The sequence below is a fragment of the Agromyces sp. Marseille-Q5079 genome, assembly GCF_051016555.1.
Classification (GTDB): Bacteria; Actinomycetota; Actinomycetes; order Actinomycetales; family Microbacteriaceae; genus Agromyces.
The window spans coordinates 353,950-377,761 of sequence record NZ_JBPEJF010000004.1; the positions used below are offsets into that span (position 1 = coordinate 353,950).

General features: G+C 71.4%; 23 protein-coding genes. 15 read left to right on the forward strand and 8 right to left on the reverse strand.

Going from position 1 to position 23,812, the window contains the following annotated elements:
- Position 1: 1 nt before the first annotated feature.
- The 3 genes from rimM (at position 2) to ACR3IO_RS12265 (ending at position 2,199) form a co-directional block, all read left to right on the forward strand.
- Positions 2-604 (forward strand): ribosome maturation factor RimM, encoded by a 603-nt coding sequence (rimM, locus tag ACR3IO_RS12255; protein ID WP_434071484.1) that lies wholly within the window; start codon positions 2-4, stop codon positions 602-604.
- Between the two features lie 7 nt (positions 605-611).
- The gene (gene trmD / locus ACR3IO_RS12260; RefSeq protein ID WP_434071485.1) at positions 612-1,301 is read left to right on the forward strand and encodes a tRNA (guanosine(37)-N1)-methyltransferase TrmD; all 690 of its coding nucleotides are present in this window, start codon (positions 612-614) and stop codon (positions 1,299-1,301) included.
- Positions 1,302-1,437: 136 nt separating this feature from the next.
- Complete coding sequence (locus ACR3IO_RS12265; RefSeq protein ID WP_434071486.1) at positions 1,438-2,199, forward strand: sirohydrochlorin chelatase; 762 nt, start codon at positions 1,438-1,440, stop codon at positions 2,197-2,199.
- A gap of 135 nt (positions 2,200-2,334) precedes the next feature.
- Here ACR3IO_RS12265 and ACR3IO_RS12270 read toward each other — a convergent pair whose 3' ends face one another.
- The 6 genes from ACR3IO_RS12270 to nirB all read right to left on the reverse strand — a co-directional run bounded on the left by ACR3IO_RS12270 (position 2,335) and on the right by nirB (position 12,121).
- The gene (locus ACR3IO_RS12270; RefSeq protein ID WP_434071487.1) at positions 2,335-3,942 is read right to left on the reverse strand and encodes an NAD(P)/FAD-dependent oxidoreductase; all 1,608 of its coding nucleotides are present in this window, start codon (positions 3,940-3,942) and stop codon (positions 2,335-2,337) included.
- On the reverse strand, positions 3,939-6,065 hold the full coding sequence (locus ACR3IO_RS12275) for a molybdopterin oxidoreductase family protein (RefSeq protein WP_434071488.1): 2,127 nt from the start codon (positions 6,063-6,065) through the stop codon (positions 3,939-3,941). The genes ACR3IO_RS12270 and ACR3IO_RS12275 overlap by 4 nt, the downstream gene beginning before the upstream one ends.
- Before the next feature lie 12 nt (positions 6,066-6,077).
- Positions 6,078-7,475 (reverse strand): MFS transporter, encoded by a 1,398-nt coding sequence (locus tag ACR3IO_RS12280; protein WP_434071489.1) that lies wholly within the window; start codon positions 7,473-7,475, stop codon positions 6,078-6,080.
- Between the two features lie 136 nt (positions 7,476-7,611).
- Positions 7,612-8,742 (reverse strand): uroporphyrinogen-III synthase, encoded by a 1,131-nt coding sequence (locus ACR3IO_RS12285; RefSeq protein WP_434071490.1) that lies wholly within the window; start codon positions 8,740-8,742, stop codon positions 7,612-7,614.
- Positions 8,739-9,515, reverse strand: a complete 777-nt coding sequence (gene cobA / locus ACR3IO_RS12290) for a uroporphyrinogen-III C-methyltransferase (protein ID WP_434071491.1) — start codon at positions 9,513-9,515, stop codon at positions 8,739-8,741. The genes ACR3IO_RS12285 and cobA overlap by 4 nt, the downstream gene beginning before the upstream one ends.
- On the reverse strand, positions 9,512-12,121 hold the full coding sequence (gene nirB / locus ACR3IO_RS12295; protein ID WP_434071492.1) for a nitrite reductase large subunit NirB: 2,610 nt from the start codon (positions 12,119-12,121) through the stop codon (positions 9,512-9,514). Before nirB ends, cobA begins: the two co-directional genes overlap by 4 nt.
- A gap of 201 nt (positions 12,122-12,322) precedes the next feature.
- Here nirB and nirD point away from each other — a divergent pair, with 201 nt between their 5' ends.
- Complete coding sequence (nirD, locus tag ACR3IO_RS12300) at positions 12,323-12,679, forward strand: nitrite reductase small subunit NirD (RefSeq protein ID WP_434071493.1); 357 nt, start codon at positions 12,323-12,325, stop codon at positions 12,677-12,679.
- A gap of 18 nt (positions 12,680-12,697) precedes the next feature.
- On the opposite strand, the gene map is transcribed toward nirD, so the two are convergent.
- A complete protein-coding gene (map, locus tag ACR3IO_RS12305) occupies positions 12,698-13,465 on the reverse strand; it encodes a type I methionyl aminopeptidase (protein WP_434071569.1) in 768 nt (255 codons plus the stop codon).
- 87 nt (positions 13,466-13,552) lie between these two features.
- Between map and ACR3IO_RS12310 the strand changes: the two genes are divergently transcribed.
- From ACR3IO_RS12310 to ACR3IO_RS12355, 10 genes are all read left to right on the forward strand, one after another.
- The gene (locus ACR3IO_RS12310) at positions 13,553-14,071 is read left to right on the forward strand and encodes a hypothetical protein (RefSeq protein ID WP_434071494.1); all 519 of its coding nucleotides are present in this window, start codon (positions 13,553-13,555) and stop codon (positions 14,069-14,071) included.
- 216 nt (positions 14,072-14,287) lie between these two features.
- Entirely contained in the window at positions 14,288-14,635 is a 348-nt protein-coding gene (rplS, locus tag ACR3IO_RS12315) for a 50S ribosomal protein L19 (RefSeq protein WP_157427809.1), read from the forward strand.
- Positions 14,636-14,726: 91 nt separating this feature from the next.
- The gene (gene lepB, locus ACR3IO_RS12320; protein ID WP_434071495.1) at positions 14,727-15,482 is read left to right on the forward strand and encodes a signal peptidase I; all 756 of its coding nucleotides are present in this window, start codon (positions 14,727-14,729) and stop codon (positions 15,480-15,482) included.
- Position 15,483: 1 nt separating this feature from the next.
- Positions 15,484-16,185 carry a ribonuclease HII gene (locus ACR3IO_RS12325; protein ID WP_434071496.1) on the forward strand — a complete coding sequence of 234 codons (702 nt, stop codon included), beginning with the start codon at positions 15,484-15,486 and terminating at the stop codon, positions 16,183-16,185.
- Positions 16,186-16,190: 5 nt separating this feature from the next.
- Positions 16,191-16,514 (forward strand): DUF2469 family protein, encoded by a 324-nt coding sequence (locus ACR3IO_RS12330; RefSeq protein ID WP_067875570.1) that lies wholly within the window; start codon positions 16,191-16,193, stop codon positions 16,512-16,514.
- 125 nt (positions 16,515-16,639) lie between these two features.
- On the forward strand, positions 16,640-16,996 hold the full coding sequence (locus ACR3IO_RS12335; RefSeq protein WP_434071497.1) for a YraN family protein: 357 nt from the start codon (positions 16,640-16,642) through the stop codon (positions 16,994-16,996).
- A complete protein-coding gene (locus ACR3IO_RS12340; protein ID WP_434071498.1) occupies positions 16,996-18,534 on the forward strand; it encodes a YifB family Mg chelatase-like AAA ATPase in 1,539 nt (512 codons plus the stop codon). Before ACR3IO_RS12335 ends, ACR3IO_RS12340 begins: the two co-directional genes overlap by 1 nt.
- On the forward strand, positions 18,531-19,823 hold the full coding sequence (gene dprA, locus ACR3IO_RS12345; protein ID WP_434071499.1) for a DNA-processing protein DprA: 1,293 nt from the start codon (positions 18,531-18,533) through the stop codon (positions 19,821-19,823). The genes ACR3IO_RS12340 and dprA overlap by 4 nt, the downstream gene beginning before the upstream one ends.
- Before the next feature lie 22 nt (positions 19,824-19,845).
- Positions 19,846-20,778: a phosphodiesterase gene (locus tag ACR3IO_RS12350; protein WP_434071500.1), complete on the forward strand. Its 933-nt coding sequence runs from the start codon at positions 19,846-19,848 to the stop codon at positions 20,776-20,778.
- 73 nt (positions 20,779-20,851) lie between these two features.
- The gene (locus tag ACR3IO_RS12355) at positions 20,852-21,826 is read left to right on the forward strand and encodes a tyrosine-type recombinase/integrase (protein ID WP_434071501.1); all 975 of its coding nucleotides are present in this window, start codon (positions 20,852-20,854) and stop codon (positions 21,824-21,826) included.
- A gap of 38 nt (positions 21,827-21,864) precedes the next feature.
- On the opposite strand, the gene ACR3IO_RS12360 is transcribed toward ACR3IO_RS12355, so the two are convergent.
- Positions 21,865-22,575: a M23 family metallopeptidase gene (locus ACR3IO_RS12360; RefSeq protein WP_434071502.1), complete on the reverse strand. Its 711-nt coding sequence runs from the start codon at positions 22,573-22,575 to the stop codon at positions 21,865-21,867.
- 270 nt (positions 22,576-22,845) lie between these two features.
- On the opposite strand from ACR3IO_RS12360, the gene rpsB reads away from it, so the two are divergent.
- Positions 22,846-23,775: a 30S ribosomal protein S2 gene (rpsB, locus tag ACR3IO_RS12365; protein ID WP_434071503.1), complete on the forward strand. Its 930-nt coding sequence runs from the start codon at positions 22,846-22,848 to the stop codon at positions 23,773-23,775.
- The last annotated feature ends 37 nt before the right edge of the window (positions 23,776-23,812 follow it).

A 23,812-nucleotide genomic window follows, 5' to 3' on the forward strand; every position in this document is an offset into this window, starting at 1 on the left:
CGTGTCCGACGCTCCCAGAACCCAGCTCCGGGTCGGTCGCCTCACGAAGGCGCACGGACTCAAGGGCGCCATCAAGCTCGAGCTCTACACCGACGACCCCGAGCGCCGCTTCGTGCCGGGCGCCGAGTTCTCGCTGCAGGTGCCGGCCTCGTCGCCGTGGCACGGCAAGCACCTCGTGCTCCGCGAGCTGCGCTGGTACAACGCGATCCCCGTCGGGTTCTTCGACGGCGTCGACGACCGCACGGCCGCCGAGGGCCTGCTGAAGGCGATCCTCTGGGTCGAGAACGTCGACCAGGAGGAGGACGAGCCCGATGCCTGGTACGACCACCAGCTCGTCGGCCTCGACGTCGTCCGCGACGGTGCGAAGGTCGGCGAGGTCGTGCGCGTCGACCACTTCCCGGCGCAGGACCTCCTGATCGTGCGCACCCCCGACCGCGAGGTCATGGTGCCGTTCGTCCAGGCGATCGTGCCCGAGGTCGACCTCGCCGCCGGCACCGTGCGGGTCACCCCGCCGCCCGGGCTGTTCGAGGACGTCGCCGACGAGGTCGAGGCCGACGACGCGGATGCCGCGTCCGAGCGGTCCTCCGACGCGAAGACCGACTAGGCCGCCGATGCGCATCGACATCGTCACGATCTTCCCCGAGTTCTTCTCGGTGCTCGACATCTCGCTGCTCGGCAAGGCCAGGCAGGCGGGCATCATCGAGGTCGCGGCGCATGACCTGCGCACCTTCACGCACGACCGTCATCGCACCGTCGACGACACCCCGTACGGCGGGGGCGCCGGCATGGTCATGAAGCCGGAGCCGTGGGGCGAGGCGATCGACTCGATCGTCGGCCCCGCGACATCCGAGGCCCTGCTCGTGGTGCCCTCGCCCGCGGGCGAGCCCTTCACGCAGGCCGTGGCCCGTGAACTCGCCGCCGAGCAGCACATCGTGTTCGCGTGCGGGCGGTACGAGGGCATCGACCAGCGGGTGACCGATCACTACGCCACGCGAATGCGCGTGCGCCTCATCAGCCTTGGCGACTACGTCCTGAACGGCGGCGAGGTCGCCGTGATGGCCATGATCGAGGCTGCGGGCCGCCTGGTGCCGGGCGTCGTCGGAAACCCCGAGAGTCTCGTCGAGGAGTCCCACGAAGACGGCCTCCTCGAGTACCCGAGCTACACGAAGCCGGCCGTCTGGCGAGAGCTCGAGGTGCCGCCCGTGCTGCTGTCGGGCAACCACGGTGCGGTCGCCTCGTGGCGCCGCGAGCAGCAGGTCGAACGCACGCGTCGCGTGCGTCCCGAACTGCTCGACGACTGAGCGGTCTCCTCCGAACCGGGCTGCGGGCGTGAGGTCTTCTTCACGTTCCCGAAACAGCCGGGTGCCGATGCGGAAACACGCCGTGCATAACGTCGAAACCGGCGGCTGAGACCCGCCGGGAAGAGCGGGTTGCACCATGGCAGGGCCGAGCGGCGTTGACCTTCCGTCCGAAGTCGTCGACGGCGCACCCGTGCGACTGGTCGCCGTGACGCACGGCGTCCCGTCCGCCGCCAATCGAGCGGCCGTGACGAGGCTCGTCGACCAGGTGGTCGAGTCCGCCTCCGGACGCGAGGTGACCATCAGCTTCGTCGATGCGAGCACCGCGGATGTCGCGGCCGCCGTCGCCGACGCCGCGGACGCCTCCAGCGTGATCGTGCCCCTCACCCTGTCGGCCGGATACCACGTGCGCACGGGCCTGTCCTTCGGCCTCGAGCGCATCGGCGCGGCCGACCGACTCGCCGCTGAGCTCGGCCCCGACGACCGCATCGTCGGCATCCTCGCCGATCGCCTCGTCGAGGCCGGCCTCGACCAGGGCGACCAGGTCCTGCTCGCGGCCGCGGGGTCGAACGACCCGCGAGCCGTGCGCGAGTGCTTCGAGACGGCGCGCCGTCTCGGCCATCACCTCGGTCGCGCCGTCACGGTCGGGTTCATCGCCGCGGCCATCCCGCGACTCCCCGATGCGATCGAGATGATCCGCGAGGTGCATCCCGGCACCCGGATCGTGGTGGCAGCGTACCTGCTCGCCCCGGGGGCGTTCTACGACGCCGTCCTCGCGGCCGGCGCCGACGCCGTCGCGGCACCGCTCATCGACGCGGAGCGACCGGTGCCCCAAGGGCTCGTCGACGTGGTGCTCGACCGGTACGAGTCCGTCGTCTCGGACCGCCTCAGGTTCGCCTGAGCGGCCGGTCGCCGGGCGCGACCGGTCGCCGGCGCGGACTCGCGCGACCGGACCCGTCCGCGCTGCGCGAGGTCACGGCCGGGTCCGGTGCGGGCGGCCATCGCCGCGGTGACCCGCGCGCGTCGCCGCCGGCGCTCAGACGGTGAGCGTCGGCTCGCCGTTCGGGTCCGCGACGCGGGCCAGGACCTCGGCGATGCGTCCGCGGCATCCGCCGCACCCGGTGCCGGCGCGCGTGTCGCGCCCGACGCACTCGACGGTCGTGTTCCCGCAGGCGGCGGACTCCTCGATGCGGCCGACGGTGACGGCGTTGCACCAGCAGACGGTCGTCGTGGGGGCGAAGGCGTCCGCGTCGGCGGCCGGGTCGTAGTCGGGACCGTCGAAGCGCAGCAGCAGTGAACGGTCGGCTGGCAGCTCGCCGCCGCGCTCGAACAGGAGCGTGAGCTCGGCGGCGGTGCGGGGCATCCCGACGCTCACGAACCCGGTCAGCACGCCCTCCTCGGTCACCATCTTCACGTAGCGCAGGTGCTCGGGGTCGGCCCACTGCGAGACCCGTCGCCGAGGGTGCAGCGCGTCGTCGTCGAACGGGTCGCCCGAGATGTCGCCGACGGCGACGACGTCGATGTGCTCCGCCTTCAGCATCACGAGGGGCTCGCGCTCGACGGGGGCCGCGACGACGGTCGGACGCTCGACGGCCTCGTCGAGGAGGGCGCCGGCGAGCCAGGCGGCCTGGCGCCAGCCGGGTGCGATGAGGCCGGACGGGGCTCCGGGCAGCGTGCGCTGGCCCGCGAGCTCCTCAGTGCGCTCGACGACCTGCGCGCAGTCGCCGATCGCGAAGATCGCCGGGTCGGTCCAGGACTGCAGGGTGGGGTGCACGACGATTCCGGCCGCGGTGCGGAGACCCGCGAGCACGGCGAGCTCGGTCCGCGGACTGACTCCGCACGAGAGCACGAGGAGATCGCCCCTGATCTGCTTGCCGTCGGCGGTGACCAGCATGTCGAAGCGTCGATCGCCGTCGTCGGCGGTGCGGAAGGCGACCGCCTCGGCGCGGCTGTGCGCGATGACCTGGATGCCCGTGCGGCGCAGCGCCGAGCGCAGCACCTGGCCGCCGCCGCGATCGAGGTTGCGCGGCATCGGGTGCGGCCCGTGATGCACGACGCAGACCTGGGCGCCGGCGTGGGCGGCCGCGAGCGCCAGTTCGAGCCCGAGGACGCCGGCGCCGAGCACGACGATGCGCTTGCGCCCCTGCACGGCCTCGAGCACGCGTTCGGCGTCGGCGAGGTCGCGGAGCGCGGTGATGCCCGTCGGCAGTGCGTCGTCGCGGGCGATGAGCTGCGCGCCGTACTTCTCGAGCGAGGCGAGGTCGCGCCGGTTCCGCTCGATGCCGTCGAGGGTCGGGACGTTCGCGCGTGATCCGGTGGCGAGCACGAGACGGTCGTAGGCGAGCGACTCACCCGTGCTGAGGGTCACGGTGCGGCCGTCGCGGTCGATCGCGGTCACGTCGACGCCGAACAGCACGCGGGCGCCCGCCTCCTCGGCCGTCTCCCGGTCGCCGACGAGCATGGCGTCGAGGTCGGTGTTGCCGACCGCGTACTCGGCGACCAGGACGCGGTTGTAGGCCTCGACCGGCTCGCCGGCGAGCACGGTGAGGGCGACGGCGCCGCTGCGGACCCCGGGGAGCAGTTCCTCGACGAAGCGGGCGCCGACCGGTCCGTAGCCGACGAGGACGACCTGCAGGGGGCTCATGCGTGGACTCCGGTCTCCGCGACACGTCGCGGCCGGGCGGCGGGGACGCGTCGGATGCCGACGACGTTCGTCTTGAACTCGGGCATCGCCGAGATCGGGTCCACGGCGTCGGAGGTGAGCAGGTTCGCCGCCTGGTCGTCGCCGTAGTGGAACGGCAGGAACACCGCATCGGGTCGGATGTCGGGGGTCAGCCTGGCCCGGCAGCGCACGACGCCGCGGTGGTTGGACACCTCGACCTCGTCGTCGTCGTCGATGCCGAGGCGGAGGCCCGTCGCGGGATGCAACGAGGCGATCGCCTCCGGCCGGGCCGCGAGGAGCTCGGGGACCCGGCGGGTCTGCGCACCGCTCTGGTAGTGCTCGAGCAGGCGTCCGGTGATGAGGGTGATCTCGTCGCCCGACGGGGTCGGCCGCGCGGAGTCCCGAACCGTGACCGGCACCAGCCTGGCGAGCCCGTCGGGGTGGGCGAATCGGTCGGCGAACAGTCGCGGCGTCCCGGTGCCGCCGCGCGGGAACGGCCAGTACACGGCATCCCCGCGGTCGAGCATGGCGTAGTCGATGCCCGAGTAGTCGGCGATGCCGCCTTCGGAGGCGAGGCGCAGCTCCTCGAACACGGTCTCGGGGTCGGTGTCGAAGGCCGCGGTGCACTCGAGTCGCGCGGCGAGCTCGTGCAGGATCCAGAGTTCGTCCCGAACCCCGTCGGGTGCGGTGAGCGCGCGACGCCGGCGGATCACCCGGCCCTCGAGCGAGGTCATCGTGCCCTCCTCCTCGGCCCACTGCGTGATCGGCAGGACCACGTCGGCGAGTGCGGCCGTCTCGGAGAGGAAGAAGTCGCAGACGACGAGCAGGTCGAGGCGCCCGAGTCCGGCGCGCACGTCGAGCACGTTCGGCGAGCTGACCACCAGGTTCGATCCGTGCACCATGAGGGCGCGCACGCCACCCGGCCTGCCGAGCAGCTTCAGCAGTTCGATCGCCGGCACGCCGGGCCCCGGGATGTCCTCGGGGTCGACGCCCCAGACCCGCGCGACGTGGGCGCGCGCCTCGGGGTCGACGATCTTGCGGTAGCCGGGCAGCTGATCGCACTTCTGCCCGTGCTCGCGGCCGCCCTGGCCGTTGCCCTGGCCGGTCAGGGTGCCGTATCCGCTGCCGACGCGCCCGGGCAGGCCGAGGAGCAGCGCGAGGTTGATCGCGGCCGTCGCGGTGTCGGTGCCGTCGACGTGCTGCTCGACGCCGCGACCGGTGAGGATGTACGTGCCCCGGCCCGACGCGAGTCGGCGGGCGAGCCGCTTCAGGGTGAGCGCGGCGACGCCGGTGACCGACTGCACGCGCTCGGGCCACCATGCGGCGACGCTGCGGCGCACCCGCTCGAAGCCGACCGTGCGGGTGGCGACGTAGTCGAGGTCGACGAGCCGCTCGGCGATGACGACGTGGATGAGGCCGAGGAGCAGCGGCAGGTCGGTGCCGGGCACCGGTTGGACGTGCAGCCCCTTGCCGTCGTCCGTCAGGCGTGCGGTCGCGGTGCGACGGGGATCGACGACGACGAGGCCGCCGGCGGCCTGGGCGCCCGCGAGATGCCCGATGAACGGCGGCATGGTCTCGGCGACGTTCGTGCCGAGCAGCAGGATCGTCTCCGCACCGTCGAGGTCCTCGAGCGGGAACGGAAGGCCGCGGTCGACGCCGAACGCCCGGTTGCCGGCCGCCGCTGCGGAGGACATGCAGTAGCGACCGTTGTAGTCGATGCGGCTGGTGCCGAGCGCGAGCCGCGCGAACTTGCCGAGGAGGTAGGCCTTCTCGTTGGTGAGGCCGCCGCCGCCGAAGACCCCGACCGCGTCGGCGCCGTGCTCGGAGCGGATGCCGCGGAGCGACGTGGCGATGAGGTCCAGCGCCTCGTCCCACGACGCCTCGTGGAGCGCGCCGTCGGCGCCCCGCACGAGCGGGGCGCCGACGCGGGAGGGTGCCCGGAGGAGTTCCGCCGACGTCCAGCCCTTCTTGCAGAGGCCGCCCCGGTTCGTCGGGAAGTCGCGGCCGGCGACGCTCACCGGGGTGGTCGCGGCATCCGTCGGGGTGAGGGTCATCGCGCACTGCAGTGCGCAGTACGGGCAGTGGGTGTCGGCGGAACGGGGCAAGCTGGTCTCGATTCAGATCTTGTGGGCGCTGAGCTTGCCCGACCGCACGTACACGGTCCAGGTGAGGACGAGCAGCAGCACGTAGGCGGTGATGAATCCGATGAACGCGGCGGCGTACGTGCCGGTCGACTGGAACGAGAGGTTCAGCGCCTGCGGGATGAGGAAGCCGCCGTAGGCGCCGATGGCCGAGATGAGGCCGAGTGCGGCCGCGGACTTGCGCTGCGTCGACACGTCGCCGGTGCCGCCGCCGCGAACGGCGAACACGATCGGCACCATGCGGTAGGTGGAGCCGTTGCCGATGCCGGCCGAGGCGAAGAGCAGGAGGAACAGGCCGAGGAAGAGCCAGAAGTTGCCGAGCGGGAGGGTCAGGAGCACGGCGACCGTGATGAGGGCCATCGCGGCGAACGCGAGCATCGTGATGCGCGCACCGCCGAACCGGTCGGAGAGCCGACCGCCGTAGGGACGGGCCAGCGAGCCGACGAGCGCACCCAGGAACGCGAGCGAGACGGATGCGCCGCCGACGGCGATCCCAGAGAACTCGGGGAACTGGTCGGCGATGAGCTTCGGGAAGACGCTGGCGAAGCCGATGAACGAGCCGAACGTGCCGATGTAGAGGAGCGAGAGCAGCCAGAGGTGGGGCTCCTTGAGCGCCGCGGCCGAGCCCGAGAAGTCCGCCTTGGCGTTGGAGAGGTTGTTCATGTAGCGCGCGGCGCCGATCATGGCGATGAGGATGAACGGGATCCAGATCCAGCCGGCCACCGGGAGGTTGAGCGTCGCGCCGGCGCCGATCGTGATGACGATCGGGACGACGAACTGGGCGACGGCCGCGCCGAGGTTGCCGCCGGCCGCGTTCAGGCCGAGCGCCCAGCCCTTCTCGCGCTGCGGGTAGAAGAAGGTGATGTTCGACATCGAGCTGGCGAAGTTGCCGCCGCCGAAGCCCGCGAGCGCCGCGGCGCCGAGCAGCACCGGGAAGGGCGTCTCGGGATTGGAGACGCAGACGACCATCGCGATGGTCGGCGCGAGGAGCAGCCCGGCCGAGATGATGGTCCAGTTGCGACCGCCGAACTTCGGCACGAGGAACGAGTACGGGATGCGGAGGGTCGCCCCCACGAGGCTCGGGATGGAGATCAGCCAGAAGATCTCGCCCGTCGTGAGGTCGAAGCCCGCCTTCGGCAGCGTGACCGCGACGATGCTCCAGAGCTGCCACACCACGAATCCGAGGAACTCCGCGAAGATCGACCAGTTGAGGTTGCGGCGCGCGATCGCGCGTCCCTGCGCCTCCCACTGGCCGGTGTCCTCGGCGTCCCATCCGTCGATCCAGCGCCCTGGGCGCATCGTGAGCGCGGCCGGGGCCGTCGTCGTGGGCGTTTCGGATGTCGCGGGGGGAGCGGTGCTCACGGTCTGGGTCATCGGTGCCTCCGGGGTTCGATCACGAGTGGATCCTTCGACTCGAAGCTATTGACGTCGTGTTTCTGCGGATCGGTCCGGTCGTAAACCCTGCGTCTCCACCTGCTCACCGGTGACGGCGGCGGCTGTGAGGCGGTGCTCACACGTCGATGCGGTACCCCCGCTTCACGACGGTGGCGATGAGTCCGGGCACGGCGAGCGTCTGGCGCAGCCGGCTGAGCGCGACCTCGAGCGCGTGCTCGTCGTTCGTCCCGGGAAGGCCTGCCGCGAGGCGGTCGCGGGCCACCACAGAGCCGCGCGCCTGCACGAGCGCGCGGAGGATCATGAGGGCCACGGGGGCGAGCGAGACCCGGCGGTCGGCCACGTCGACGATCGATCCGCGCAACGCGAGCGGACCGTGCCTCGTCTCCAGGCGCACCACGCGGTTCGTCTCGAGGTGCTCGCAGACGAGGCGGATGAGCGCACCCATGCGGTATCGCTCCGGCTGGATCGGCTCGATGCCCGCCGCGATGAGCGGCACCGCCGTGACCGGGCCGACGGCCGCCGCGACGACCGGGCCGCACATCGCGTCGACGAGGTCGTCGTAGCGCCCCATCGCCTCGGCCGCGCCGAAGAGCGCGTGCACGGCGGGTGCGCTCGTGAAGGTGATGGCGTCCAGGCCGCCGGTGCACGCGGACTCGATGAGCCGTTCGACGCGGTCGTCGGACTCGTCGATCTCGATCCATCGGTACGGGGCCACCGTGAGCACCCGGTCGTGGGCGACGCTCAGGCGTTCGAGCTGCGACGGCTCGAGGAATCCGTGCAGCTGCACCGCGACGGTGAGCCCGGGCGGGTAGTTCGCGAGCACCTCGTCGATGAGCGATTCGGTGGTCTCCTGCGCGCTCATCCCGACGTCGTTGAGGCCGGCCGCACGGATGCCGCCGCGGGCCTTCGGCCCGCGCACGAGGATCGCCGTCTCGGCGAGCGCGTCCAGGAGGTCCTCGCCGAGTCCGGCCGCGTCGGCGACCTCGAACCACCGGCGGACGCCGTAGGCCGTCGTCGCGAGCAGCACGTCGGGGCGGGCGTCGATGATGGCCCGCGTGTCGGCGATGACCGGATCATCGGAGAGCGCGTTGGTCATGCGCAGGGTCGGGGCGTGGATCACGGTCGCTCCCCGGCGGGCGAGCGCGTCGATGAGGTCGGCCGAGCGTCGGTCGCTCGTGACGCCGATGCGGAAGCCGGCGAGCTGGTCGGCCCGGAACCCCGGGGCGCATTCGAGGAGGTCGCTCACCCGGTCACCGTCGCGAGACCCGCAGCGCGGTCCATGAGCTCGGCGGCGCTCGCGTCGCCGTCGTGCGCGAGGCGGACGACCTCGCCGATGACGACCACCGCGGGCGAGGCGACGCGGGCGCGCCCGGCGGTCGTCACGATGTCGGCGAGCTCGCCGATGGTGGTGCGCTGTTCGGCCGAGTACCCGCGCTCGATGATCGCGACCGGCATCCGCTCGGTCATTCCGGCCCGTGCGAGCCCCGCCGTGAGGGACGGGAGCGTGTTCACGCCCATGAGCACGACGATCGTGCCGCCGAGCCCGGCGAGGTGCTCGAGCTCGTCCGCGCTGAGCGGGGCATGACCGGAGACGACGGTGAAGAGGTGGCTGATGCCCCGATGCGTGAGCGGGATGCCCGCGGCTCCGGGGACGGAGATGGCGCTGGTCACTCCCGGCACGACCTCCACCGGGACCCCGGCACGGTGGCACGCGAGCACCTCCTCGCCGCCGCGGCCGAGGACGTACGGATCCCCGCCTTTCAGCCGCACGACTCGATTGCCGGCGAGCGCGTACTCGACGAGCAGTGCCTCGATCTCGGCCTGCGGGATCGCGTGGTGACCGGGTTGCTTGCCGACGTCGACGAGGAGGGCGCCGGGTGCGAGCTCGGCGAGCCGTTCGTGCGGTGCGAGCCGGTCGTAGAGCACGACGTCGGCGTATCGGAGTGCGCGCACGGCCGCGACGGTCAGCAGGTCCTCACGTCCCGGGCCGCCGCCGACGAGCGTGACGCTGCCGGTCATGCGTCCACTCCCCGGACGGGGATGGTCATTCCGGCGACGAGCACGGCCTCGCCGCGGTCGCGCTCCTCGTCGGTCGCGGGGCGCATCTGCCCGCGCTGGTCGGGAACGCGGGCGACCGAGGGATCCGGTACGTCGGGCGCGTTCACGAAGGAGCGGAAGCGCCGGAGGCGTTCGGGGTCGGCGAGGGTGGCCGCCCATTCGTCCTCGTACGAGTCGACGTGGCGGTCGACGGCGGCCTCGAGCTCGGCGGCGAGGCCGAGCGAGTCGTTCACGACCACGTCGCGCACGTGGTCGAGGCCGCCCTCGATGTCCTCGATCCATCGTGCCGTGCGCTGCAGGCGGTCGGCCGTGCGCACGTAGTACATGATGTAGCGGTCGATGTACTTCAGCAGCGTCTCGTCGTCGAGGTCGCTCGCGAGCAGTTGCGCGTGCGCCGGCTGGAATCCGCCGTTGCCGCCGACGTACATGTTCCAGCCCTGGTCCGTCGCGATGACGCCGACGTCCTTGCCGCGGGCCTCCGCGCATTCGCGCGCGCATCCCGAGACGCCGAACTTGAGCTTGTGGGGCGAGCGGAGGCCGCGGTAGCGGAGTTCGAGCTGCACGGCCATGGCGACCGAGTCCTGCACGCCGAATCGGCACCAGGTCGAGCCGACGCAGCTCTTCACGTTGCGGAGCGCCTTCCCGTACGCCTGCCCCGACTCGAAGCCGGCGTCGACCAGCCGCTTCCAGATGTCGGGCAGCTGGTCGAGGCGGGCGCCGAACAGGTCGATGCGCTGGCCGCCCGTGATCTTCGTGTAGAGGCCGTAGTCGGTGGCCACCTGGGCGATGACCGCGAGCTTGTCCGGCGTGATCTCGCCGGCGGGGATGCGGGGGACCACCGAGTAGGTGCCGTCCTTCTGCATGTTCGCCATGGCGCGGTCGTTGGTGTCCTGGAGGCCGCCGCGCCCGCCGTCGAGGATGTACGAGCCGTGCTGCGTCGCGAGGATGGACCCGACGACGGGCTTGCACACGTCGCAGCCGCGACCGGTGCCGAGCCGCGCGACGATCTCGTCGAACGAGGTGAGCTCGAGCACGCGGATCGACTCGAAGAGCTCCTGACGCGAGAGTTCGAAGTGCTCGCAGAGCGCGCGCGAGGGCGTGATGCCGGCCTTGGTCAGCTCGGTCTCCATGAGCTTCTTCACGAGCGGCACGCACGACCCGCACTGCGTTCCGGCACGGGTGCACGCCTTCAGCGCGCCGAGTTCGGAGCACCCCTCGGTGTGCTCGTCGCCGTTCACGGCATCTCGGATGGTGCCGGCCGCCACGTTGTTGCAGGCGCACACCAGGGCGGATGCCGGGAGCTCATCGCCCGCGGGCGCCTCCATGCCCGACGCCGAGAGGTACGCAGCGGGCTCGGACGAGAGCTGCATGCCGAGCATCGGACGGAGCGAGGCGTAGGGCGAGGCGTCGCCGACGAAGATGCCGCCGAGCAGCGTCTTCGCGTCGTCGGTCATCACGAGCTTCTGGTACAGCCCGCGGGCCGGGTCGGCGTAGACGATCTCGAGCGCCTGTTCGGTGCGCGCGAGCGCGTCGCCGAAGCTGGCCACGTCGACGCCCGAGAGCTTGAGCTTGGTCGCGTCGTCGACACTCGTGAACTCGGCCGCGCCGCCGAGGATGCGGTCGGCCACGACCTCGGCCATGGCGTTCGCCGGCGCCACGAGCCCGGTGCAGCGGCCCTCGAAGCTGGCCACCTCGCCGATCGCCCAGATGTTCGACTCGGATGTCGCGCAGCTCGTGTCGATCGCGACGCCGCCGCGCGGGCCGAGCCCGAGGCCGAGGTCACGGGCGAGCTCGTCGCGCGGGCTGATGCCGATCGCGAAGATCACGAGGTCGGCCTCGATGACCCGCTCGTTCGTGAGCTCGACGGCGGTGACCCGATCGTCCTCGACGCGGATGGCCGAGGGCCGCGCCCCGAGGTGGAGCCCGATGCCCTGGCCCGAGATGATGCGACCGAGGGCCCGACCGGCGCCCTCGTCGAGCTGGGCCGACATGAGCCATCCGCCCGAGTGCACGACTGCGACGTGCGCGCCGAGCTTCGCGAGCCCTCCGGCGGCCTCGAGCCCCAGGAGTCCGCCGCCGGCGACCACGACGCGCGCGGGGCGGCCGTGCACGTCGGCGAGCTGCCGCGCCTCCGAGACGAGGTTGTCGACGTCCTCGATGGTGCGGTAGACGCGGCTGCTCGCCGCGCCGGGGATGTCGGGCACCGGCGCGCTCGATCCGGTGGCGAGCACGAGCTCGTCCCAGTGGAGCTCGGTGCCGGCGGAGGTCGTGGCCGTGCGGCCCACGGGGTCGATCGACGTGACGCGCTCGCCCGTGACGAGGCGCACCCGCCCCTCGTCCCACATGGACGTCGGCTGCAGCGTCAGGTCGGCGCCACCGTCGGCGAGGCGCGTGCTGAGCGCGACGCGGTCGTAGGGCCGGTGCGGCTCGTCGCCGACGACGGTGACGTGCACCGTGCGCTCGGCGTCTCGTGCATGCAGGCTGTCGGCGAGTCGGTGGGCCGCTGGGCCGCCGCCGACGATGACGACGTTGCGGACTTCATCGCGGGCGCGGTTGGTCTCGGTCATGGGTCCTCCGTGGCTCGATTGATGCGAGCGTACGACCGGGCCGTTTCGGCCCTGTTACACGGGGGTAACTCCTCCGCTCGTGGAGCGCACGTCCGGGTGCGGCGGTTGTGAGGGGGGTTTCACGTCGGTGAAACACGAACTGCACGGCGCAGGAAACACCCCGTTCGTAGCGTCGGAGCAGGCAGAGAAGAGGAGCGCGCCATGACCATGACGATCGATTCGGGAACCCTCTGGATGCACGCGTGCGAGGTCGGCGACCTCGAGCCGGGGTGGGGCGAGGTCGCGCTGCTCGGCGACCGGCAGGTGGCGCTCGTGCGCCTCGAGGGCGACGAGGTCTACGCGGTCGACCACCGGGACCCGCACACGGGCGCCCCGGTGATGGCACGCGGCATCACCGGTTCGCGCGGCGATCGGCCCACCATCGCCTCCCCGTTGCACAAGGAGGTCTACGACCTCGCGACGGGCGAGTGCTTCACCGATCCGTCGCTCGCGCTGCCCACGTACCGTGCGCGCGTGGTCGACGGAGTCGTCGAGGTCGAGGTCGCGGTCCCGGCCTGATCGAGCGGATGCCGCGGCTCAGCCGCGTCGCGTGAGCACGATCGGGTCGCCGTCGGTGATCGCGATGGTGTGCTCGGAGTGCGCTCCGCGCGAGCCGTCGGCGCTGCGCAGCGTCCAACCGTCGGGGTCGGTGAAGATGCGATCGGTGGTCTCGAGGAGCCACGGCTCGATCGCGACGACGAGCCCGGGCTTCAGCGGGAGTCCGCGTCCGGGACGGCCGTTGTTCGGGATGTGCGGGTCGCCGTGCATCGTGCGACCCACGCCGTGGCCGCCGAAGTCGGTGTTGATGCCGTAGCCCTCGGCCTTCGCGACATCCGCGATGGCCCGGGAGATGTCGCCGATGCGGTTGCCGGGGCGGGCGGCCGCGATGCCGGCGTCGAGCGCTCGCCGCGTGGTGTCGATGAGTCGGAGGTCAGCCGCGCGCGGAGTGCCGACCACGATCGAGATGGCCGAGTCGGAGACCCATCCGTCGACCGAGGCCGCGAAGTCCAGGCTCAGCAGGTCGCCGTCGCGCAGGCGGTAGTCGTGGGGGAGGCCGTGCAGCACGGCGTCGTTGACCGACGTGCAGATGACCTTGCCGAACGGGCTCGCGCCGAACGACGGGTGGTAGTCGATGTAGCAGCTCTCGGCGCCCGCCTCGCGGATCATCTCGTGCGCGAGCGCATCGAGCTCGAGCAGGTTCACGCCGACGGCCGCGGCCTTCGACGTCGCCTCGATCACGCTGGCGACGAATCGCCCGGCTGCCCGCATCTCGTCGATCTCGGCGGGGGTCCTCAGTTCGATCACGCTCATCCTCTCCGCCTCCCATTCTGGCGGCTCAGCCCTGAGTGAACACCCGGCGCGCGCACGGCGTCGCCGCGTTACGCTGTCGACATGCTCTTCCGGCGCATCTTCTTCCGATGGATCCAGGCCGCCACGATCGTCCTGCCGATCTGGTTGGCGGTCGGCTGGGCCGTGTTCGGCGGCGGCGGATGGGGCACGCTGGGGCTCATCATCACCGTGCCGGTGACCTTCATCTCCCTCGCGATCATCGCGCTGCTCACGTCCATGCGGCCGAGCGTCCGCGAGCAGCGCGCGGTGTCCTGGACGGACGTCCTCGTGCTCGGCGCCTGGCACGCTGCGATCATCGGGTTCGGGTTCTCCGGGCCGTCGATGGCGGCGTTCGCGTTCCTCGCGATCGCACTCGCGCTCGTCGCCTTCTGGTACGCCATCGTCCAACTCGTGCGCGACGGCGCGAAGCGCATGCAGGAGACGATGTCCGAGTACGAGCGTGCCGCGCAGGCCGGCGCTCCCATCGGTCGACCGGCTGCCGCACCGGGAGCGCCGTCGCCCCAATCGCCTTTCGACATCGGCGAGGTCATCGTCGTCGAGGAGCACCGCGACCGCCCCTGAGCGCGCATCCGCGTCGGGGGAGGGAGTACCCAGCACCGCGGCATCCGCTCACCGCTTTGGCGCAACGGCCCGGGCATGGCACAATAGAGGATTGTGCCGCCGCGGGACTCTGCCTCCGGGGAGCATGCACAGCGCGAGTGATCGTGCGGGCGGCACCAGACACTTCCATTCACAGATCCGCGTTCGACCGGTTGCGGGCGCAGAGAGCGAACCATCATGCACATCCTCGACCACGTCGACGCTGCGAGCCTGCGAACGGACGTCCCCGACTTCCGCGCGGGCGACACCGTCAAGGTGCACGTCAACATCATCGAAGGCACGCGCTCGCGTGTCCAGGTGTTCCAGGGCGTCGTCATCGGCCGTTCGGGCGAAGGCGTCCGCGAGACCTTCACGGTCCGCAAGGTCAGCTTCCAGGTCGGCGTCGAGCGCAAGTTCCCGGTGCACTCCCCGGTGATCGACCACATCGAGGTCGTCACCCGCGGTGACGTGCGTCGCGCGAAGCTCTACTACCTGCGCAAGCTCCGCGGCAAGAAGGCCAAGATCAAGGAGAAGCGCGACGCCTGATCCGGCTTCGCGGCCCGCGCGTCGCATCGGCAGCGGACTTCGACCTGAGCTCCTCACCCCTACACTTGGGGTGAGGAGCTCAGGCGGTTAAATGACAGAAGACATCAGCACGACTCGCACCGAACGCGGGAGTGCATCGGCGAACCGTCGACAGCGGGGACTGCTCCTCTTCCTGAGGGATCTGCTCGTCATCTTCGTGGTGGCGGTGCTCGTCTCGTTCCTCATCAAGACCTTCCTCATCCGGTCGTTCTTCATCCCTTCAGAGTCGATGGAGATGACGCTCGTCAAGGACGACCGCATCATCGTCAACCAGCTCGTGCCCGAGGTCACGCCGCTCGAGCGCGGCGACGTCGTGGTGTTCAAGGACCCGGGCGGATGGCTCCCCGCGCGCGTCGAGGTGCAGCAGCCGCCGCTCGTGGCCGCCGTCGACTGGTTCCTCGCCTTCGTGGGGCTGTCGGCACCCGACTCCAACGATCACCTCGTCAAGCGGGTCATCGGGCTCCCGGGCGACCACGTCGAATGCTGCAACGCGCTCGGCCAGATGAGCGTCAACGGCGTGCCGCTCGACGAGCCGTACGTCGTCCTCCCGGCCGGCGAGTCCAAGGTGTCCCGCGACGACTTCGACCAGGTCGTGCCCGAGGGCTCGCTCTGGGTCATGGGCGACAACCGCTACAACTCCAAGGACTCCCGGTACAACGCGGACACGCCGCTCAAGGGCTTCGTCCCCATCGAGAACGTCGTGGGTCGCGCCTTCGTGGTGAGCTGGCCGGTCTCGCACTGGGCCTGGCTCGGCAACTACCCCGACACCTTCGCGGGCGTCGACGAGGCGGCCGAGGGCGGCGACTGAGATGGCTCCGTCCGCCATCCCCAACCTTCGCGTCGAACGGGAGTTCCTCGACGCCGGTGCGCCCGTCGTGCTCGCGTGCGACGAGGTCGGACGCGGTGCGCTCGCAGGGCCCGTCGCCGTCGGCATCGTCGTGATCGATGCATCCGTCCGTCGCATGCCGGCGGGCCTTCGCGATTCGAAGCTCATGACCGAGCCGAGACGCGAGGCCATGGCCCCGCGGGCCGCCGGTTGGGTGCGCGGATGGGCCGTCGGCGAGGCCAGCGCATCCGAGATCGACGAGCTGGGCATCATGGCGTGCCTGGGGCTCGCCGGTGCGCGCGCGTTCGCGGCCCTGACCGAGGTCGAGGACGCGGCGGGCACCGGGCTCCAACTCGTCGATGCCCCGCTCGTGCTCGACGGCAATCACGACTGGCTCAGCCGGGCGATCCAGCACCAGGTCCGGGTCACCACCCGCATCAAGGCCGACCGCGACTGCGCGTCCGTCGCCGCGGCATCCGTGCTCGCGAAGGTGCACCGCGATCGCGGCATGCATCGCGCCCATGCCGAGATCCCGCTGTACGCCTGGAACGAGAACAAGGGCTACTCGAGTCGGGCGCACTTCGATGCGATCGCCGAGCACGGCCCGAGCACGCTGCACCGTCGCACGTGGCTGAAAGAGCCGGTCGCCCCGGCGCCCGCGCTCTTCGACCTCGGCGTAGGATGAATCCGATGGATGACGACGAGTTCGAAGACTACGACCGCGAGGTCGAGCTTGCCCTGTACCGCGAGTACCGAGACATCGTCTCGCAGTTCAAGTACGTGGTCGAGACCGAGCGTCGCTTCTACCTCGCGAACGAGGTCGAGCTCGTTCGCCGCGACACCGAGCACGACTTCTACTTCGAGTTGACGATGAAGGATGTCTGGGTCTGGGACGTCTATCGCGCCGATCGATTCGTGAAGTCGGTGCGCGTGCTCACGTTCAAGGACGTGAACGTCGAAGAGCTCGCCACGCGCGAGTTCGAGCTGCCGAAAGAGCTCGCTCTCGACGAGTAGGCGAGCGCGCGCCTCGGCGCCACCCGTCCTCACCAGCCCCGCCTGACCGGCGGTCGCCCCGGGTTCGCGGTCCGTGCCGGATCCGCCCGCTCCGCACCGCCACGCTGGTCGCGGAGGTGGTGCTGGTGGCCCACAATGCAGAACTCGGCCGACGAGGCGAACAGCTCGCGGTCGAACATCTCGAGGCCCGCGGACTGCGGGTGATCGAGCGCAACTGGCGGTGCCGTCTCGGCGAGATCGACATCGTCGCACGAGACGGCGACGCGACGGTCTTCATCGAGGTCAAGACCCGCACGTCGCACGACTTCGGGCACCCGTTCGAGGCGATCACCCCGATCAAGCTCGCGCGCCTCCGCCGGCTCGCGGTCGCGTGGTGCGAGGCGACCGAGAGCGCGACGTCGCGCATCCGCATCGATGCCGTCGCCGTGCTCGCCCCCGCCGAGGCCCCGGCGCTCATCGAGCATCTCGAGGGCATCAGCTGATGGCCGTCGCGAGAACGCATGCCGTCGCCCTCCTCGGGCTCACCGGGTCGATCGTCGAGGTCGAGGCCGACCTCTCCGCGCAGCTGCCCGGCTTCTCGATCATCGGCCTCCCCGACGCCGCGCTCGCGGAGGCCCGCGAGCGCGTCCGCGCCGCGGCCGTGAACGCGGGATGCCCGCTGCCCCAGCGCAAGCTCACGGTCAACCTCTCGCCGGCGGCCCTGCCGAAGCACGGCTCCGGCTTCGACCTGGCCGTGGCCGTGGCGTGCCTGGCCGCCGCGGGGGAGCTGTCCGTGGCCTCGGTGTCGCGTGTCGTGCACCTCGGCGAGCTCGGCCTCGACGGACGGCTGCGGCCGATCGACGGAATCCTGCCCGCGGTGCTGGCGGCCTCGCGAGCCGGCTTCGACACGGTCATGGTGCCGCACGCCAACGCCGATGAAGCATCGCTCGTCCCCGGCATGCAGGTCATCGGCGTCACCTCGCTGCTCGAGGCCGCGATCCGGCACGGAGGGCGCTACCAGGCCCGAGACGTCGACCCCGTGCCGCTCGTCATGGGCGAACCGGCAGGCTCCCCGGCGGCATCCGGCGACCTCGCGGATGTCGCGGGCAACGTGGACGCGGTCGATGCCCTGCTCGTCGCGGCGTCCGGTGGGCACCACCTCTCGATGATCGGCCCGCCCGGTGCGGGCAAGACGATGCTCGCGTCGAGGCTGCCGGGCATCCTGCCCGATCTCGACGCGGATGCCGCACTCGAGGTGTCGTGCCTTCGCTCGCTCGCCGGTCGAGCCGTGAACGCCGGCCTGTCGTTCCGACCGCCGTTCGAGGCCCCGCACCACACGGCGACCGCCGCCGCCATGATCGGCGGCGGCAGCCGGTTGATCCGGCCGGGCGCAGCAGCGCGCGCCTCTCACGGCGTGCTCTTCCTCGACGAGGCGCCGGAGTTCCCGGCCGCAGTCCTCGACGTGCTCCGGCAGCCGCTCGAGTCCGGCACGATCGAGATCCACCGGGCGAATGCGGTGGCCTCCTTCCCTGCCAGGTTCCAGCTGGTCATCGCCGCGAATCCCTGCCCGTGCGGCGGCGAGGGCACCAGCGAGTGCACGTGCCCTCCGGCGGCACGGCGACGTTACCTCGCCCGCATCTCCGGGCCGCTCCTGGACCGCATCGACCTTCAGCTGCGCGTTCCGAGGCTCACCGCCGCGAGCCTGAAGGTGGCGCGCGAACGACCCGGCATGTCCACGGCCGAGGCGCGCGAACGGGTCGCGTCCGCGCGTGCCGCGGCCTCCGAGCGGCTCCGCGGCACCCCCTGGCGGACGAACGCCGAGGTACCCGGCCCGTGGCTACGCGGAGCAGGCGGGCTGCACCCGGGCGGTCGCATCACCGCCGCGCTCGACCGATCCCTCGAGCGCGGCGGTATCACGATGCGCGGATACGACCGGGTGCTGAAGGTCGCGTGGACCCTCGCCGACCTTGCGGGCGCCGGTGCGCCGAGCGCCGCGCACGTCGGACGCGCGCTGTTCTTCCGACAGGGGATCAGCCGATGAACGGCCTGATCCGGCAGTCGGCGGTCCGGTGGGCGCGCGAGTTCGCACTCGTGCGGGGGAGTGCGCATCCGCTCGAGCCCGGGCGTCCGGGAGCGTCCGGGGCGACGAGCGGCACCGAAGTCGAGCGCGACATCGATGCGTTCGCGCGAGCGGTGCTCGGCACGCTCGCGGAACCGGGCGACGGCGTGCTCGGCAGGTTGATCGCCTCCCTCGGTGCGGCGCGCACGGCCGGGCTGCTCATTGCGGGAGCCCCTGTCGAGCAACTCGTCTCCGACACCGCGGACGCGGGCGAGGAGATCACGACGAAGGCGGCGGCCGACGGCATCGCGCGATGGGCGCCGCGCATCGACGAGCAGGCTTTCGTGCGAGGTCTCGCGCAGGCGCATCGCGTCGGAGCGATGTTCCTGGTCCCGAGCGACCGCGATTGGCCGACCGGCGTCGACGATCTCGGCGTGCATGCTCCCATCGGCCTGTGGGTTCGAGGGCGACCGCGCACCCTCGCGAGCGGCGGAAGGGCGGTCGCCCTCGTCGGTGCCCGGGCCGCGACGGGGTACGGCGAGCACATGACGATGGAGATCTCGGCGGGGCTGGTCGAGCGCGGATGCACCATCGTGTCCGGCGGTGCGTACGGCATCGACGGCATGGCCCATCGCGCCGCACTCGCGAGTGACGGCACGACGGTGGCCTTTCTCGCCGGCGGCGTCGATCGGTTCTATCCGATGGGCCATGACGCGCTGCTGCAACGCATCGTCGAGACCGGCGCCGTCGTGTCCGAACTGCCGTGCGGGGCATCGCCGACGAAGTGGCGGTTCCTGCAGCGAAATCGACTGATCGCGGCGGCCAGCGATGCCACGGTGGTCCTCGAGGCCGGCATGCGCAGCGGCTCGCTGAACACCGCGGGGCATGCCGCGGCGCTCGGCCGGCCGCTCGGAGCCCTCCCCGGGCCGGCGACGAGTCCCGCCTCGGCCGGCTGCCATCGGCTCATGCGCGAGTACGACGCCGTCTGCGTCGTCGACGCGTCGCAGGTGCTCGAACTGGCCGGCGGCGCAGTGCGACTCGGTGACGGCGAGACCGACGGCGGCCTGGTTGTCGGCTCCACGGCCGACGAGGATCACGACACGGTCCGAGTGCTCGATGCGCTGAGCACTCGTTCGCCGCGGCACGTCGGCGACCTCGCCCAGCGCAGCGGTCTGCCGGCGGCCGACGTGATGGCCGTGCTCGGGCCTCTCGAGCTCGACGGCATCGTCGCCTGGCGGGGGAGCGGGTGGATTCGCCGCCGTCGGTCGTAGGCTTTCGACGGGAGGTCGACACATGGCAGTTCGGCTCGGCAGCTATCCGGGGGCACGGCAGGTCATCGCACACGTCAGCGACACCCACCTGCTCGCGGGCGGGCGCCGGCTCGGCGGTGTGGCCGACACCGTGGGTGCGCTCGCGCAGACCGCGAGCCAGCTGTCGCGCCTGGGCGCAGGGTTGGACGCCATCGTGGTCACCGGAGACGTGGCCGACCTCGGCGAGCCCGACGCGTACGGCCGGGTCCGGGCCGTCCTCGAGCCGCTCGCCGCCGCCGCCGGAGCCGAGCTCGTGTGGGTGATGGGGAACCACGACGAGCGCGCCGCGTTCCGGACGGAGCTCCTCGCTCGGCGGTCTGCTGACGGGTCGGCCTCCGACGCCGCCGAAAGCGATGCGCCGGTGAACCACGTCGTCGACCTCGACGGCCTCCGCATCGTCGCACTGGACTCGACGGTGCCCGGCTACCACCACGGCGAGCTCGCGCCCGCGACGCTCGACTGGCTCGACCGGGTCCTCGACGATCCGTCGCCCCGCGGGACCGTGCTCGCCCTGCATCATGCGCCGATCCCCACGCCGGTCGCCCTCATGGACGTGCTCGAACTGCGAGGTCAGGACCGACTCGCGGCGATCGTGCGCGATCGGGGCGTCCGCCTCATCTTGGGCGGTCACCTCCACTACGCGACGAACGGCTCGTTCGCGGGAATCCCGGTCGCCGTCGCAGGAGCGACCGCCTACACGATCGACGTCTCGGCGCCATCTCGATCGCTGGTGGGTGTAGACGGGGGGCGCTCGTTCACGCTCGTCCACCTCTTCGACGACACCGTGACGACCTCCGTGGTCCCGATCGGGGCGAACCGAGTCGTCTCCGAGCTCGGCGCCGACTTCCTCGCCGAGCTCGAGGGCCTCGACCCCGACGAGCGGCTCGAGCGCTTCTCACGGAAACCCCAGGGGTGAAGCAGACGCGGCGTTCGCTGGTCGACTGGCGTGCCGTCACGAGTGCGCGCGTTCCGGGCGGCAGGCTGGACTCGTGAACCTCGATGCGGTGCTCGCCGACTATCTGACGCACGTGAGGGCCGAGCGCGGCTACTCCGAGCACACGGTCGCCGCGTACCGGGCCGACCTCACGGACCTCATCGGATTCGGCGAGGGACGCGGCGTGGTCGCACCCGCCGGTATCGACCTCGAGCTGCTTCGAGACTGGCTCTGGGTCGCCACCGAGCGAGGGCTCGCGCGTTCGAGCATCGCGCGGCGGGCGGCATCCGCCCGTGGCTTCACGGCGTGGCTCGCCCGCACGGGTGCGCTCCCGGCCGATCCGGGGGCGAGGTTGAAGGCGCCCCGCGCGCAGCGCACCCTGCCCAGGGTCGTCGCCCAGCCGGCCATCGACGAGGCCATAGGGCGCCTCGAGGCGAGGACCGCGGGTGAGGATCCGCGGGCGATCCGCGATGTCGCGATCGTCGAGTTGCTCTACGCCTCCGCGCTTCGCGTGTCCGAGCTCGTCGGACTCGACCTGGACGACCTCGACCGGCGTCGCAGGACGGTGCGCGTCCTCGGAAAGGGGGCGAAGGAACGCGTCGTGCCCTATGGCGCACCGGCCGCGCGCGCGATCGATCGATACGTCGAGCTGGCGCGCCCGGCGCTGCTGGCGATGGCGGAGTCCGAAGCCGGCGCCGCGGGATCGACGTCGGCCGTACCCGAGCGCACCCGCCGGAGCTCAGCGGGGCCGGCTGTCGCCGTGTTCGTGGGAGTTCGCGGTGGCCGGATGGGCGTGCGCAGCGTGTACCGACTGGTGGCATCGCTGCTCGAGGAGATGCCCGGCACCGGCCCGAGCGGTCCGCACGCGCTCCGGCACACGGCGGCGACCCATCTCCTGGACGGCGGGGCGGACCTCCGAGCGGTGCAGGAGTTCCTCGGGCATGCCAGTCTCGGCACGACGCAGATCTACACGCACGTCTCCGCGGAACGCCTCAAGCAGACCTACCGCTCGGCGCACCCACGGGCGTGAGTTCGCGTCGCGGACATCGGCGACCTTCGCGCGCCGACTCACGCGAGTGGGAGCAGCACCGCCCACGGAACGCCTCCGAGGAAGAGCATCGGCGACACGTACTCGCCGTCGACCCGAACTCCCAGGTGCACGCAGCCGTCGCAGTGGCCGCCCGTGCCGACGATGCCGAGCTGCTCGCCCATGCCGACGCGGTCGCCGATGGCGACCGTGGCCGAGACGGGTTCCATCGAACTGACGACGCCGTCGCCGTGATCGAGCGAGACGACCGGGCGACCGGCGACCATGCCGGCGAAGGAGACCACCCCGCTCGAAGGCGCGACGATCGTCTCGCCGGGGTCGGCCCGGAGGTCGACCCCACGATGACCGGACGCGTACGGCGTGGCGGGAGCGCGGAACGGCGCGATGACCCGGATCGGCAGTGGCGTGGGCCACGCCCACGAGTCCCGCACGACGAGGGCATCGTCGGCGCCGGCGATCGCGATTCCCGGCGGCGGAGCGTCGAGCGCTCCTGAGGGGCGGCGATCGCCGGATCCTGCGCCTGCAGCCGTTGCATCCAGACCTGGCCGAGCGGTGGAGTCGGCCGCGTTCACGCCCTGTGCCGACGCGGCGACCGCCGAAGAGGGGCCGCCACCCGGTGCGAACGTCGCGGCCAGTGCGACGAGCGCGAGCGCCACGCCGCCGTGCCGCCGCCTCGTTCTGAGGTGCGCGAGCACGGGCGGACGGAGAGGGCGGGGGGCTGCGGCGGTCATGGGACGATGCTGCTCGGTTCGCGGCAGCCGGAACCGCCGTGACGCCCGGACTGCGACCTCGCGAGCGCCCGCCACGGTTGGGGAGGGCAGGTGCCGATGGTAGAGTGGTGGGAGCACCCCGCCCGTCGGGGTGACTACGCGTGCCATTCGGCCAACGACTCCACTCAGTCTCGAACCAGTTCTCGCGAACTGCATCGTGCGGAGCCGTGCCGGGCACCAGGGTTCCGACCGCCGGTCGGAGCGTCAACTGAGAACAAAGGAGTACGGCTCATGGCCGTCGTCACCATTCGCCAGCTGCTCGACAGCGGCGTGCACTTCGGGCACCAGACCCGCCGTTGGAACCCGAAGATGAAGCGGTTCATCTTCACCGAGCGTTCCGGCATCTACATCATCGACCTGCAGCAGTCGCTCGCCTTCATCGACAAGGCCTACGACTTCGTCCGCGAGACGGTCGCCCACGGCGGCACCATCCTCTTCGTCGGCACCAAGAAGCAGGCTCAGGAGTCCATCGCCGAGCAGGCGACGCGCGTCGGCCAGCCCTACGTCAACCAGCGTTGGCTCGGTGGCCTTCTCACCAACTTCCAGACGGTCTCCAAGCGCCTCGCGCGCATGAAGGAGCTCGAGGAGCTCGACTTCGAAGGCACCACGAGTGGCTTCACCAAGAAGGAACTCCTCATCAAGAAGCGCGAGCTCGACAAGCTGCACAAGTCGCTCGGCGGCATCCGCAACCTGTCGAAGACGCCGTCGGCGCTCTGGGTGGTCGACACCAAGAAGGAGCACCTCGCGATCGACGAGGCCAAGAAGCTCGGCATCCCCGTCATCGGCATCCTCGACACGAACTGCGACCCCGACGAGGTCCAGTACCCGATTCCGGGCAACGACGACGCCATCCGTTCGGTCGCACTGCTCACCCGCATCATCGCGGATGCCGCAGCCGAGGGCCTCATCGAGCGCCACCAGAAGCCCGAAGAGGCCGGCAACGTCTCCGCCGTCGAGCCCCTCGCCGAGTGGGAGAAGGAACTCCTCCAGGCCGGTTCCGAGACCACCCCGGAGCAGGCTTCGGCTGAGACCGAGAAGGTCGCCGAGACCGTCGCCGAGGCTGAGGTCGAGGCTGCCGAGGTCGTCGAAGAGGCTGCGACCGAGGTCGCCGCGACCGAGTCGGCTGCCGACGAGGCCGCTGCCGAGGCTGCAGCAGAATAATTCCGCCGACCAACTCAGACTCAAAGGAGAATGCCGG

Coding starts and splice junctions, on each gene's coding strand:
- trmD (WP_434071485.1), top strand. CDS start 612: ATGCGCATCGACATCGTCACGATCTTCCCCGAGTTCTTCTCGGTGCTC.
- ACR3IO_RS12265 (WP_434071486.1), top strand. CDS start 1,438: ATGGCAGGGCCGAGCGGCGTTGACCTTCCGTCCGAAGTCGTCGACGGC.
- ACR3IO_RS12270 (WP_434071487.1), bottom strand. CDS start 3,942: ATGAGCCCCCTGCAGGTCGTCCTCGTCGGCTACGGACCGGTCGGCGCC.
- ACR3IO_RS12280 (WP_434071489.1), bottom strand. CDS start 7,475: ATGACCCAGACCGTGAGCACCGCTCCCCCCGCGACATCCGAAACGCCC.
- cobA (WP_434071491.1), bottom strand. CDS start 9,515: ATGACCGGCAGCGTCACGCTCGTCGGCGGCGGCCCGGGACGTGAGGAC.
- nirB (WP_434071492.1), bottom strand. CDS start 12,121: ATGACCGAGACCAACCGCGCCCGCGATGAAGTCCGCAACGTCGTCATC.
- nirD (WP_434071493.1), top strand. CDS start 12,323: ATGACCATGACGATCGATTCGGGAACCCTCTGGATGCACGCGTGCGAG.
- ACR3IO_RS12310 (WP_434071494.1), top strand. CDS start 13,553: ATGCTCTTCCGGCGCATCTTCTTCCGATGGATCCAGGCCGCCACGATC.
- rplS (WP_157427809.1), top strand. CDS start 14,288: ATGCACATCCTCGACCACGTCGACGCTGCGAGCCTGCGAACGGACGTC.
- lepB (WP_434071495.1), top strand. CDS start 14,727: ATGACAGAAGACATCAGCACGACTCGCACCGAACGCGGGAGTGCATCG.
- ACR3IO_RS12325 (WP_434071496.1), top strand. CDS start 15,484: ATGGCTCCGTCCGCCATCCCCAACCTTCGCGTCGAACGGGAGTTCCTC.
- ACR3IO_RS12330 (WP_067875570.1), top strand. CDS start 16,191: ATGGATGACGACGAGTTCGAAGACTACGACCGCGAGGTCGAGCTTGCC.
- ACR3IO_RS12340 (WP_434071498.1), top strand. CDS start 16,996: ATGGCCGTCGCGAGAACGCATGCCGTCGCCCTCCTCGGGCTCACCGGG.
- dprA (WP_434071499.1), top strand. CDS start 18,531: ATGAACGGCCTGATCCGGCAGTCGGCGGTCCGGTGGGCGCGCGAGTTC.
- ACR3IO_RS12350 (WP_434071500.1), top strand. CDS start 19,846: ATGGCAGTTCGGCTCGGCAGCTATCCGGGGGCACGGCAGGTCATCGCA.
- ACR3IO_RS12360 (WP_434071502.1), bottom strand. CDS start 22,575: ATGACCGCCGCAGCCCCCCGCCCTCTCCGTCCGCCCGTGCTCGCGCAC.
- rpsB (WP_434071503.1), top strand. CDS start 22,846: ATGGCCGTCGTCACCATTCGCCAGCTGCTCGACAGCGGCGTGCACTTC.